This window comes from Sulfobacillus sp. TH-112, from assembly GCF_057473405.1.
Genome location: NZ_JBYCKN010000147.1, coordinates 1 through 12,453, shown reverse-complemented (window position 1 = coordinate 12,453; position 12,453 = coordinate 1). Strand labels below are relative to the sequence as shown.

12 protein-coding genes, 3 tRNA genes and 1 other RNA gene are annotated in these 12,453 nt (G+C 51.1%); 9 read left to right on the top strand and 7 right to left on the bottom strand.

What is annotated here, in order from left to right:
* Nucleotides 1–313: 313 nt before the first annotated feature.
* The 5 genes from ACOJWD_RS10535 to ACOJWD_RS10515 all read left to right on the top strand — a co-directional run bounded on the left by ACOJWD_RS10535 (nucleotide 314) and on the right by ACOJWD_RS10515 (nucleotide 4,536).
* Entirely contained in the window at nucleotides 314–637 is a 324-nt protein-coding gene (locus tag ACOJWD_RS10535; protein WP_486993188.1) for a winged helix-turn-helix transcriptional regulator, read from the top strand.
* 355 nt (nucleotides 638–992) lie between these two features.
* Nucleotides 993–2,177, top strand: a complete 1,185-nt coding sequence (locus ACOJWD_RS10530) for an LL-diaminopimelate aminotransferase (protein ID WP_486993187.1) — start codon at nucleotides 993–995, stop codon at nucleotides 2,175–2,177.
* Nucleotides 2,178–2,195: 18 nt separating this feature from the next.
* Entirely contained in the window at nucleotides 2,196–3,008 is an 813-nt protein-coding gene (murI, locus tag ACOJWD_RS10525) for a glutamate racemase (RefSeq protein ID WP_486993186.1), read from the top strand.
* 152 nt (nucleotides 3,009–3,160) lie between these two features.
* Entirely contained in the window at nucleotides 3,161–4,087 is a 927-nt protein-coding gene (gene cysK, locus ACOJWD_RS10520) for a cysteine synthase A (protein ID WP_486993185.1), read from the top strand.
* Entirely contained in the window at nucleotides 4,084–4,536 is a 453-nt protein-coding gene (locus ACOJWD_RS10515) for an RrF2 family transcriptional regulator (protein ID WP_486993184.1), read from the top strand. The genes cysK and ACOJWD_RS10515 overlap by 4 nt, the downstream gene beginning before the upstream one ends.
* 86 nt (nucleotides 4,537–4,622) lie before the next feature.
* Here the strand turns inward: ACOJWD_RS10515 and rnpB are convergent.
* From rnpB to ACOJWD_RS10495, 4 genes are all read right to left on the bottom strand, one after another.
* Nucleotides 4,623–4,968: RNase P RNA component class A (rnpB, locus tag ACOJWD_RS10510), an RNA gene on the bottom strand.
* Nucleotides 4,969–5,029: 61 nt separating this feature from the next.
* Nucleotides 5,030–5,485 carry a ribonuclease H family protein gene (locus tag ACOJWD_RS10505; protein ID WP_486993183.1) on the bottom strand — a complete coding sequence of 152 codons (456 nt, stop codon included), beginning with the start codon at nucleotides 5,483–5,485 and terminating at the stop codon, nucleotides 5,030–5,032.
* A gap of 14 nt (nucleotides 5,486–5,499) precedes the next feature.
* Nucleotides 5,500–6,198 carry a tRNA (adenine(22)-N(1))-methyltransferase TrmK gene (locus tag ACOJWD_RS10500; RefSeq protein ID WP_486993182.1) on the bottom strand — a complete coding sequence of 233 codons (699 nt, stop codon included), beginning with the start codon at nucleotides 6,196–6,198 and terminating at the stop codon, nucleotides 5,500–5,502.
* Entirely contained in the window at nucleotides 6,141–6,725 is a 585-nt protein-coding gene (locus ACOJWD_RS10495; RefSeq protein WP_486993181.1) for a thymidine kinase, read from the bottom strand. The genes ACOJWD_RS10500 and ACOJWD_RS10495 overlap by 58 nt, the downstream gene beginning before the upstream one ends.
* Before the next feature lie 160 nt (nucleotides 6,726–6,885).
* Between ACOJWD_RS10495 and ACOJWD_RS10490 the strand changes: the two genes are divergently transcribed.
* The 4 genes from ACOJWD_RS10490 (at nucleotide 6,886) to ACOJWD_RS10475 (ending at nucleotide 8,490) form a co-directional block, all read left to right on the top strand.
* Nucleotides 6,886–6,961: transfer RNA gene (locus tag ACOJWD_RS10490), tRNA-Asn, on the top strand.
* A 22-nt stretch (nucleotides 6,962–6,983) separates the two neighbouring features.
* Nucleotides 6,984–7,058, top strand: a tRNA-Ile gene (locus ACOJWD_RS10485).
* A gap of 25 nt (nucleotides 7,059–7,083) precedes the next feature.
* Nucleotides 7,084–7,158, top strand: a tRNA-Val gene (locus ACOJWD_RS10480).
* A gap of 303 nt (nucleotides 7,159–7,461) precedes the next feature.
* The gene (locus ACOJWD_RS10475) at nucleotides 7,462–8,490 is read left to right on the top strand and encodes a restriction endonuclease (protein ID WP_486993180.1); all 1,029 of its coding nucleotides are present in this window, start codon (nucleotides 7,462–7,464) and stop codon (nucleotides 8,488–8,490) included.
* Nucleotides 8,491–8,797: 307 nt separating this feature from the next.
* Here ACOJWD_RS10475 and ACOJWD_RS10470 read toward each other — a convergent pair whose 3' ends face one another.
* The 3 genes from ACOJWD_RS10470 to ACOJWD_RS10460 form a co-directional block, all read right to left on the bottom strand.
* Nucleotides 8,798–10,174, bottom strand: coding sequence for a CCA tRNA nucleotidyltransferase (locus tag ACOJWD_RS10470; protein ID WP_486993179.1), 1,377 nt, complete (start codon nucleotides 10,172–10,174; stop codon nucleotides 8,798–8,800).
* A gap of 6 nt (nucleotides 10,175–10,180) precedes the next feature.
* The gene (locus ACOJWD_RS10465; RefSeq protein WP_486993178.1) at nucleotides 10,181–11,989 is read right to left on the bottom strand and encodes a DUF4012 domain-containing protein; all 1,809 of its coding nucleotides are present in this window, start codon (nucleotides 11,987–11,989) and stop codon (nucleotides 10,181–10,183) included.
* A gap of 124 nt (nucleotides 11,990–12,113) precedes the next feature.
* A partial coding sequence (locus tag ACOJWD_RS10460) for a response regulator (RefSeq protein ID WP_486993177.1) occupies nucleotides 12,114–12,453 on the bottom strand: 340 nt, incomplete at its 5' end.

Sequence of the window (12,453 nt, the reverse complement as noted above, 5' to 3'; positions counted from 1 at the left end):
GAACTCGTGTTGGCGATCTCTACCCGAGCACAAAAATTTCCGCCCATGTTTTAACCGCAACACTCTTCCACTCACAGTGTCCCCTCTATATATTCTGGTACGCTCTCCGTCCAGGCATCCACCTGCCATAAATTTTGGCGCGAGAGGACTCGCCGAGAGTCAAGCTTCAATATCGTTGAGAGCGTTCCTCTATGAATATACTTTAATAATAAGCTATTGTTTCGTAAATACTGTAATAGCACTTCATTTGTCAAGTGCCTCGGGTTATAATGTTGTTATGCATTTCACTCTATGGGAAAGGAGGCCTCGAACCATGAAAGAATTTGACATGTGTCCACGCTTTGAGTCAGCCGTCGGGATCATTGGCAAACGATGGACGGGACTTATTATTGAGGTACTATTGCAAGAGCCGCAACGATTCTCTGAAATCGCTCAAGCCATCCCACAAGTCAGCGACCGCATGCTGGCTGAGCGACTAAAAGAGCTTGAAGCCGAGGGCATCGTAAATCGGCACGTTTATCCTGACACGCCAGTCCGGGTCGAGTATTCCCTGACAGAAAAGGGTCGTGATCTGGCGCCGGTAATGCAAGCGCTACACAATTGGGCAAACCATTGGATCTTCGCACCGCAAACGTAACGGTCACCCTGTCTTTCTTGAACCACTAACCTCAAGCAAGATCGGGTGATTGTGTGTTTTGCGGTTATGCCGACGGTGATCCCCGTATTCGGCGTGCTGCGATCGTAGTCAGGTGGCGTCTTATTTGTGTTTATTCTTCGTGCCCGCCCTCAGCCCGCGTTCTTATAGAGGCGTGCTCTCATGATGGTCATCCTATTTCTTTTACACGATAATACTTTACTTTCGAGCCCCGTATTCGAGTGATTTTACTCTACGGCGCCGGTAATCGTTGCCTTGTCGAGCGGTAATCGTGTACCCTTTGTAGTATCTCCTGCATACCATACAGGACGAGATACTAGAGAAGGAGCGAGCATTTATGAAATTGGCTTCACGAATGGAAAAAGTTCCACCCTACCTATTTCTCGAACTTGACCGCATTATCGCCCAGCAAAAATCACTTGGACATGACATCATTAATCTTGGTATCGGAGACCCTGACCAACCGACTCCGTCTCACATTGTAAATGCGCTTAAAAACGCGGCCGATCAAGCGAAAAACCATCGTTATCCCAACTATTTAGGCTCTCTTGAATTTCGCCGCGCCGTCTCTGAATGGTATGAAAAGCGGTTTCAAGTAAATCTTAATCCTCTAACCGAAACGGTCGGACTGATCGGCTCTAAAGAGGGCATCGCTCACCTAACTTGGGCCATGGCCGGTCCGGGAGATGTGGTGTTGGTGCCGTCACCCAGTTATCCAGTTTACGCCACCCAAGCCCTTTTAGCCGGTGCCGAAGTTTATGAAATTCCTCTATCAGCGCACAATCGCTTTCTTCCTGACTTGTCCATAATTCCGGAAGACATCCGCAAACGGGCGACCATGCTCTGGGTGAACTACCCTAATAATCCCACCGGTGCGGTGGCTGACTTAAGTTTTTTTGCCGATGTGGTCCAGTTTTGCAAGGACAATGACATTCTTTTGTGCAGCGACCTGGCTTACGCCGAAATTGGTTATGACGGCTATCGCGCACCGAGCGTTCTAGAAGTCCCAGGAGCGAAAGAGATTGCGATTGAGTTCTATTCCCTCTCGAAACCGTTCAACATGACAGGATGGCGCATTGCCGCTGCTGTAGGGAACCCCATGGCCGTCAACGCGCTCGGAACGCTAAAGAGTAATCTCGATTCGGGCATCTTTACCGCAGTACAAGATGCCGGAATTGTCGCCCTCGAACAACATCCTCTGCCATTTTTTCAAGAGCAAAGTCGCCTTTATGAAGACCGCCGCAACATTGTCGCCCAAGCATTGGACGAAATGGGGCTAGGAATCCCCGCCCCGCTCTCCACATTCTACATGTGGTTCCCCACCCCCTTTTCCCTGACATCAGCTGACGCCAGCCGGTTTTTTGTAGAAAGTGCTCATGTCGTGGTCACCCCAGGGGCATCCTATGGGTCCAGCGGCGAAGGGTGGCTCAGAATCTCGTTGACCTGCGAAACCTCGCGGCTCAAGGAAGCCATGGAGCGAATGAAAACCGCCCTCTTACAACGAAACTCGATCCGAATCTAAACTATAGAGGCGATGCTCATGAATACCGAAGGTCCGATAGCCGTATTCGACTCGGGCGAAGGCGGTCTCACCGTGTTGCGTCACTTAGTCGCACAACTGCCACACGCGTCCTTTCTCTACGCGGCAGATTCCGCTCATTTCCCCTATGGAGAAAAGTCCCTTACCGATGTACGACGCTGGTTTATGGAGTTTATGAAATTCTTTATGGCACACCACGCACAAGCGGTCGTCATTGCCTGCAATACCGCCACAGCGGCAGCACTCAAGGATGCCCAAAGGGCATTTCCAATTCCCATTATCGGCGTGATTGATCCGGCGGTGCAAAAGGCGCTCGAAGTGACCAAAAACCATGAAATTGCGGTACTGTCGACAGAAGCCACATGGCGTTCAGAGATTTATCCCCGACACCTGCGGGCATTAAATCCCGGAGTTCAGGTATTAGCGAAGCCCTGCCCAATTTTAGTCACCATGGTTGAAAATGGCAATATTGAGGGTCGCCGGGTGGAGCGCGAAGTGCGCGACTGTCTTTCCTCGATATTATCCTCTACAGTCGATACCATTATTCTCGGCTGCACCCACTTCCCACATATGCGTGAGGTGTTCAATCGAATTGTTCAGCAAAAGGCCGCCATCGTCGACCCTGGAGAAGAAATTGCTACGCAAATTGCGCCTTTCGTAAAGCCCGCCGGTTCGTTATCATTGGCTCCGGCGGTACAAGCATGGACAACTGGAAACGCCAAACGATTCACCGCCATCGCCCAGAAACTATGTCCCAACGTCCCCATGGCCACAGGTCATCTGCGCTGGGAAGGGGGAGACTTAGGTTGGTAAGGAATGCAATGTTGACAATATCTCAGAGGATGAAGATAATTCCTATTAACATGATATGAATACCTGAGCGCATCACGAATGAAGACGGGCTGTCTACCGTAAGGGCTATTCATGTTTTTCTTATCGTAGTCGTATAGGAGGTCATTCAACTCATGCGTTATGAATCGTTAATCGATGCGATTGGACACACGCCACTTATTCGCTTGCAACGATTATCTGATGAGACCGGATGGAACGTCTACGGAAAGTGGGAAGCTAAAAATCCTGGCGGCAGCATTAAAGACCGTATTGCCTGGTCCATGATCCGATCCGCCGAAAAAGACGGAACTCTGCAGCCTGGGGGTACAATTATTGAGCCCACTTCCGGAAATACCGGCATTGGCCTAGCATGGGTCGCAGTCACTCGCGGTTACCGCGCAATCGTGACCATGCCGGAAACCGCCAGTATTGAACGGCGCACCCTGATGCGCGGTCTTGGAGCTGAGGTCATCCTGACCCCAGGAGTAGACGGTATGAGTGGAGCCGTCAGGCGTGCTGAAGAAGTGCGCCTCACCACCCCAGGCGCGGTCATCTTGCAACAATTTGATAACCCAGCCAATGCTGCTGCGCACTACGAGACTACCGGGCCGGAAATTTGGGCCGACACGGATGGCCAAATTAATGCGTTTATTGCGGGGGTCGGCACCGGCGGAACGATCACGGGTACTGGCCGATTTCTGAAAGAGCAAAGCAATGCTATCAAGGTGGTGGCCGTCGAGCCGCAAGAGTCGCCGGTGCTAAGTGGTGGCAGCGCTGGACCCCATCGCATTCAGGGTATTGGGGCAGGCTTTATTCCTAAGGTTCTGGACCAATCCATTTACGACCGCCTCATCGCTGTTTCCGACGCTTCCGCCATTAAAGCCGCTCAGACGATCATGCGCCAAGAAGGATTGGCCGTCGGGATTTCCAGCGGGGCGAGCATCGAAGGCGCTCGCCAGGCCCTGCCCGAGATGGGCAAGTCCGGGCTCGCAGTGGTCATTCTTCCCGACCATGCCGAGCGATACTTGTCCACCGCACTCTTTACGGAGGTGATGCCGTGAACGGATTGAAGACCTCCCTAAAAATTGGACTCAAAATGTTAGCGATTTTGTCCGAGGCAGGCAGCCAACCGCGCACGGTGCGCGATATGGCGAGTGAACTGCACCAATCTGAAAAATATCTCGAGCAATTGTTGCTCCCATTGCGCCGTGCACGCTTAGTGCGTAGCTTACGGGGCCCTCATGGAGGATACTTACTGGGTCGCGTAGCCCAAGATATCACCCTCATCGATATCACCCGGGCTCTTCAAGGGCCAATGACATTCTGCGACTGTCCGTCCCGTGCTTGCGGCGAGTGCGTCAGCCCCGCGACCTGGCAGGCCCTAGAAATGTGTTTGGATGTCAGCATGGCGAGTATTACCCTCTCCGATATCATGCACCAAGAACCACGAAATCTTCCCCAACGGCTGGCCTTAGGTCCGAGCTGGGTTGAACATGGCTTAGGCATATAGTTCCCCACACCTATTGTTTCGCAACACATTGCCACCCCTGACAGCAGAAAACTAGCTTCCGCAAAGCAGAAGCTAGTTATTTCCTGGTTACAAGTATGCCATAAGCCGAGTTCTGTCGTGGACGATCATTTATCTAGGATATTCGTTGCCGAATACCTCAAGCGACCTACCCGGGAAGTCAGCGAGCAGCCTCAACCTTCCCCTATTCGGTCTTGCTGCGGGTGGGGTTTACCAAGCAGACCAGTTACCTGGCCTCTGGTGCGCTCTTACCGCACCGTTTCATCCTTACCTCTGACGAGGCGGTTTGTTTTCTGTGGCACTTTCCTTAGGGTTTCCCCCACTGGACGTTATCCAGCACCCTGCTCTATGCAGCTCGGACTTTCCTCAAGCAACACCTTTCGGCCCGTTGCCCGCGATCGTCTGGCTAACTTGTAATCCGGATACCTAGTATACCACGTTTGAACGACAGCCTCACGTCCACATTCCTCTAAATCTAGTGCGATCCACCACTGTTGGCATTTGTGATGGCATCGACCGCTAGGCGATCGGCAATCTCGTTGTATTTGTCACCTGCATGCCCTTTGACCTTAATCCAGGTCACGTGACGCTGCTCTGCCAATGCGCGCAATTCCCGCCACAAATCTTGGTTTTCGACCGGTTGGCCTTTTGCATTTTTCCATCCCCGCTTCTCCCACCCTTGAAACCAGTTTTGCAAAAATGCATTCAGCACATAGGCTGAATCACTATGCAAAGCTACTGTCGAACCGGGAGGCGTATGCTTAAGCGCTTCAATGGCCGCTTGCAGTTCCATGCGATTATTGGTGGTTTTAGGGTCATATCCAGAAAAGCTCGGCCCATCGACAAAAACACAGCCCCATCCACCGCGTTGTAAACCCGGAGACTGGTTATTTTGACATGCACCATCGGTATAGACACGAAATTCGGGCATTCGTTCACCTCATATTAAGTATGGCCCCACTGCTTAATCTCCTGGTTTAGCCACTCTCGTTCTTGGACCTTCTTAGGGTCCCTATTATATCTCAATGGTCCATCGAGTTGCCGATCCAAATCTTTGAGCCAATCTATATAATATTTTTGGCCGCGAAACTCGATCGGTACGTACGCGAGCGCTGGGTCTACAGCACCCGCCGTTTTCATTTGAAGATCCAAAAGCCAGGTAGGATAAAACCGCGACCGATACACAACCAGTTCAGCGCGAAGCATGGTCCAGCGATTTTGACAAATCGCTCGATGCATGAGGTGGCCGCCTTGAGCGGGCTGTACAATCACTTGAGGAGCACTAATTAATTGAGAATGGCGCTCTAAAATCCCTAAAATTGTGTCATAACCCATGCCGGAAATGACGATGCACTGTAAGTCCGCGATGCCAGTGAGCGGAACTATTCCATCGCCTCTTAGCGTCGTCACTGCACAACCCGCCGTTCGCTCGGCAAGTTCCTGATATCCTTTGAATGTCAGTTCAGTGGCATATAGGCGACGATCCGACGATTGCAACTGTCTTATCAAATGACCATGGTGCGCACCAACATCGGCAATGACCGAATATGATCCACACCATCGTCGAATCAGTTCTAACCGGGGTTCTAGTCGGCGAATATCCGAACCTCCTGTCGATTCAGCAATACGTAACAATCTTCGCATAACGGTATGTAATTAGTCTCACCAATGACGACTTGCCCCACCTCGCTACTCACTCGATGAGAGATAAAAGCATCGGCATGTTGACAGCGGGCGCAAAATGCATGAAATTTCACCACGTCGTTGGCGATACACATCAAATCTCCCATGCGACCAAATGGATTCTCCAAATAGTCTTGATCGAGGCCGCCCACGAGAACAAGTTTCCCCTGTCGTCGGAATCCTTTGACCACATCGACAATGTCCGGACTGAAAAACTGAGCTTCATCAATGGCCACAACTGAAGTATTGGGCAATACTGTGGTCTGCATCCATCGAGCGCTTCCATCCGGCACCGCGTGGGTACTCAGTTGAGGGTGCCAAGCCGGAAGACGGTGCTCGATATCCCGGTCGCTACCACGAGAGGCGCTGCGCGGATAAAACACTTGAACACGCATTCCCTGCTGCAAGCTTTCGCGAATAAGTCGAGCGAGTTCCTGGGACTTACCGGAAAACATTTCACCTGTAATTACCTTAACTAGTCCTGCCATAACTCGCCTCCTGATCCATTGGTACTCAAAATTCGACAGGCCCCTTTAAAACTCCTCCGCTAAATCGACCTCAAAACAAGAATTTTCCTCAGTAATATCCTGCCCTTTTGACTTGACGAGGATTACTCACGCGTGATACCATATTCTTCGTCGGTGACATTCCTCGATAGCTCAATTGGTAGAGCACCCGGCTGTTAACCGGGTGGTTGCAGGTTCGAGTCCTGCTCGGGGAGCCATTTTTATGCCGCGACAGTGCTGGGGCCCATAGCTCAGCGGTAGAGCTGCCGGCTCATAACCGGTTGGTCGTAGGTTCGAATCCTGCTGGGCCCACCAACCGTAGAGTAAAAATCCATAACGCGGGCGCGTAGCTCAGTGGTAGAGCGCTTGATTCACATTCAAGAGGTCGGTGGTTCGATACCACCCGTGCCCACCATTTCAACCTTACACAGCACATGGCTGAGTAGGTTTTTTCTTTTCAATGTCACTTTGAGAGTTCAAGAAATATGGATTCCCATGTTCGTTCTTCTAGCGACTGGTGTCGCGCGTCTAATCTATCATATCTTGGCCACCGGGAACTCCAGTATGTAATCTACATTGGATAGCCAAAGTACCGGATTAATTCGTTATAATCAATGGAGACAGTACTGAGAGGCGTATTGGGAACGAGCGTATACTCCTTGAACGGCATTTATCTACCCCAATTCGTTATCGGTTATACCAGAGAAAGCAGGATATCATGGACAACTTATCATCCGCCAAAGGGGCAAACCTAGAGCAGCAGATGGCCACGTATTTTCGACTAAATGGTTACGACGTGGACACCAACGTTCGACTGGAGGGAAGATCGGGCGCTCGTCACGAAATTGACGTGTTGGCCAAGAAATCAGACGGCATCACGGAATTTGTTCTAGCACTGGAGTGTAAAGCATGGGCGGAGCCAATAGAAAAAGATGTGGTGTCCAAGCTGTCCATGGTAATTTCCGATACAGGAATCAATAAGGGCATTATCGTAGCCTTACAAGGATGGCGAAGTGGCGCTGAGAAGACCGCTATCCAAGAAAAAATCGAGCTTTGGGGTCCTGATGAGTTAATACAACGGTTGGGATCCGTCGCCTTGGCTGAACTCAACATGCCCACCAATAACCGCTATAGTATTGATGTCATCAGCGAGGCGCGGGCGTCAGAACCGTCAATGCGGGCGATTATCGATGGTGAAACTCGTGGATTGCTGGGGTTAGGTCGTGAAGACGAGGTATGGGCGAAATTGATATGGATCCCCTTCCACCTCTTGGAACTACACCAATCTACCCTCGTCAAAGAATTCCTTCGCAAGCCTACGGTTAAGGTTACTCCTGTCTGGGCCATGCATAATGCCCTCAATGATGCCCACTTTATTACCATGTCGGTTTCGCCGACCATTACAAGCGAGCAAGCGGAATCCGTCATACCTCCCAAAACCAAAGCTAAGGCGATTGCCGCCAATTTTGTCAGCACTCTCAAGAAATTCCATGAGGTCACCACCGATAGTGCGAAGGTGCGATACCGAGAAAAACTGATTGAGTTGGGCTTGTCAGCGAATTTGGAAAACCTTAGCGTAGAAAATGTATCTTTGGTCCACCATCCGTTTTTTGTCGGGCTGTTTCATCGACGCGGGAACGACCGGTTTGTTGCCGTAGATGCTTATACCGGAAAACTTGACGAAGCAATGAGCCAAACCCTGACGGAAAACCTGTCCTATGTCGATAGCGCCGTCAACCCCCAATAGGGCAGAAACAGGCGATGGGCATGGTCCATCTTCAGTACGTTCTCTGGATTCCACCGGCAGATGATTGTCTCCGCTTGGGCGATCATCTCTTATCCCCTAAGAATAGCCTCTTGAGAGACCAATCCGACCAGTGGCCGCCCATGTTCAGAGATCGTGACCGCCGAATTCGCTGTTTTAGTTACAGACGAGTGCTCGTCCCATTGGTACCTTCCGTGCAGGTCCGACAATTTCTCGGTGCTCGAACGGAGGGGATCACGGCGCCGACAGTCCGAGCATTTTTTTAGCGCATATGTAGTGCGTTGAACGATTACTGTCGATCGAAATTCAATACATAGTCGACCAAAATTTGCGGATGGTTTCGCGTCATATCCTCATCCACCCAGTCTTGTAGAGCCCTTAGCACCTCTCCTACCTTTCTCCCTTGGGGAAGAGACAAAATGCGCATCACATCATCTCCAGTGATTTGCAACCTTCGGTCATCAGGCGACGCTTCGTGGAATATGGTGTCAATACGTTTGCGCACAATAGCCTCCTCCGCCCACGCCTGCTTCATAGCGCTACGGTCATTACGCCTTAACTCCAACAGCGCTTGCACCCGATTCCACCCGTGTTCACGCAACATGCGACGAATCGCGAGGTCGCTGGCGGTCTCCCACGCATACCTATGCCAAGCGACCAATTCCTCCACTTGTGTGACGGTTCGATGGTCCCAGCGGTGGCGTGTTAACATCTGTCGGACCATCTCAGCTCCACGGCTGTCGTGTTCATAATAATGAACCAATCCCCTCTCGTCGACAGAGATATCGTGCGGTTTAGCGATATCATGCAGTAGACCAGCGAGTCGCAAGACAAGGGTTGACCCATAAGATGCAGCCAACAACAGATGCTGATGAAGAGGCAAGGGATGCTGAGAATTGCGTTGTTCAAAATTTCGTGTCCATTGCCATTCGGGCCACATCGCACTTAAAAGGCCGGTCATATCCAATGTCGCGATCGCCTGAGCAAAGCTGGGCGTCACGAGAATTTTTTTCATCTCATCGGTTTGTCGTTCGTAACTGACCTGGACGAGCAGCGATTGATTCTTAATAATGGCATCCAGGGTCGGCCCGTCAAGACGGAACTGTGGATCCAATCCCAGAAACCTCACTGCACGCATCATGCGCAGGGGATCCTCCGCGAACCGTTGATGTGGATCTCCCACCGCCCGAACGATATGATGCTGAAGATCGTCGGCCCCTCCTAGTGGGTCGCAAAGGTTCCCTCCAGCATCCATGGCCATGGCATTGATGGTCAAATCGCGGCGACGCAAATCTTCTTCAATCGACGGAACAAACGTGACCTCGGCAGGACGGCGGCGGTCGAGATATCGCCCCTCTCGTCGAAAGGTTGTGACCTCAATGGCCCATGTCCCCACGACCACTGTTACGGTTCCAAATCTTAGGCCTGTTGGTAGCACTCGATAGCCGGCTCGGTCGCCCAAGGCGACGATGGCCTCAGGTGACAATGCCGTGGCAAAGTCCCAATCGTGAGGAACTTCATGACGCAAGAGATCACGCACCGCGCCTCCCACCAAATACGTAGGCGCAACGGCATCGATCGCCTGCCAGAACTCTTGTATGTCAGATGGCATGACAGCGAACACCTCGTATTGGTCCATGTCGATCCCCACATTCACAATTGACACTTGAGACTATCCTCCGAAGGTCAGCCAGGCATTCGAATTAATCGTAATGTGACGGGTCACACCATTCACGGTAACCGTCACCGGTTCTGGAAGCATGCCTGGTTGTTTCTGAATATAGATGCGGTCGATGTTGGTCCGCTTTGGGAGCCAAAACTTCGTAACCACCGTCCCCTTCGAGACAGGTTGAGACTTGGTCATGCGTCCAGGGAGGTCGACGTGTCCGCCAAAGACCTGCTTATTTAAGGTGGTATTGGCGTTATCATCAACATAGCTATCGACCCCTGTCATCGAAATAAAGGACGATCCGATAGGAGCGTATACCCGGACCCAAGAATGATATGGTACCGTGAGCCACCAATTCACAATTGCAGGGTCCACCCAATGAATGGTAACAGTCTCTTGGTTGCGGCCATTAATGGTCTTCACAGTCACATCATAGGATTCCCGCACGTAATAATTGTCCTTATGCCCGAGCAAATTTTCATCAACCACTTGCACATAATTGCCCTTGACATGCTTTGGCACAATCCCACCCCACCCTAAACGAGCAGCATAGGTTTCTGCACGGGTATTATTGAAGTATAGTAAAACATTCTTATCATCCAATCCACTACGAAACGTCGCCGCCACCTTCATCAATTCGGTGACATGGCTATGAAATACATCATGCATCAGTTCCTTCATCATGGTACCAATAAAGAGCTTACGAAGATTCGCCGGGAGCCCCATCCCTTCCGCCATGTATTCCATTTCGTAATTGGCATTTTCTGCAGTCAAATGCACCGTTTTCCCACGAACCGTGGGAACATTGAGTCCTCCCACATCGGCTATTAAATCGTCCACTAGCCAGGTATCAATAAAGACCACGCCATTCACCTTCGGTGCATGAGGAATAGACCGATAAAACATATAAATGTTCTTCACGGTTTGCGGCACGTCTGGGGAGGTGTTTGCATCGCGGAGATGCCAATACTTAACTGGCAAGTAGGCGCCGATGATGGCGGGTGCTGGAGGATGGTACGTAACGGCTTGATCCAAAGTTTCGATGTTCTGTGAGGTAATCTTTTCGAGCCGTCCATCTTTAAAGGGCACGTATGCATACGCCGTCATAAATCCCCCTGTGGACCGTAATTCACCGCTATTCTGAAAGATGAGCAAATAGCGTGAGGTGCTGGGAAATCCGAGGAGCGACGCTATGATGGGATGTGGCCCGGTCATTAAAGGCATCGCCGCCAATAATGTGCTGCTGATCGATTTAATTGCGGACACGTCAACGCCCTTATGAACCAAGACTCCGGGAATGCGATTGGCATTGAGGCGTTGTATGGCTTCATTCGCCAGAGCCATCTGTGGCTCTAGCCGGCTCATCGTGTCTCCTGCTTCAGAGACGGCTGCTGCAACCGCCTCTTTATGCGCCGTAGTGTGCGCATTGGGGGCATCGGCTGCTTGCATTACCGGAGCTAATGCCTGCCCCAGCACATGAAGGTCTGTGTGACCAGCAGTCAATAAATCCATCACATTTAAGTAATATCCACGCACATAGGGTAGTACATCAGTCCATCCCAGCAAGACCGCTTCGCTATGCATGGCGCCCAATGTCCCGCCTAGCTTTTTAACATCCGATGCCACCAGCCCATATTTGTGAGCATGATAGTCCGCCTTGAGAGCCCGCGCATCTGCACGAATTTGTAAGTATCCAATCCCAAAGCCTAAGATAGGGATAATGAGGCCCACGACAACCGCAAGAACCAAAATACGCGACCAACGAAATCGCCAGCGCCGTCGGGTTTGCTCTTCGGACGGTCTTTCATCCAACCCTATCCCTCCTAGGTTATTCACGCACGAAATTCCACCACTGTAACGAACAAGTCTCTGAGATTGTTTCAATGCAAAGTATGACTGTCCGTTAGGAATCCTATGCCCAGGTCCGTCCCATCGGTTACAATCCCACTAATCTCCTGAGGTCTCTCGAAACCATCCGGTCCTGATCAATCCACGGCAAATTGATCGGCACCTCATGATTCCGCTGTCCCATTATAGCAATACTTGCCTTATCGTACTGGTTTTGCACTTGCGTCACCAGGTCCTGCCATGACATGTCCTGAAGTCTTATCGAAATAACGAACCATTCTGGGGTCCAAAGTTTAGCCAAATCTATGGCTTCCTGTCCCGTCTTCACCCCTCGTATCGCGATTCCTTGCACCTGACGCATCTCCTCGGGGACAATACGATAAAAAACGGGGGACGGGTGGACCAGAAGCATTCGCACGGGAGTGAGC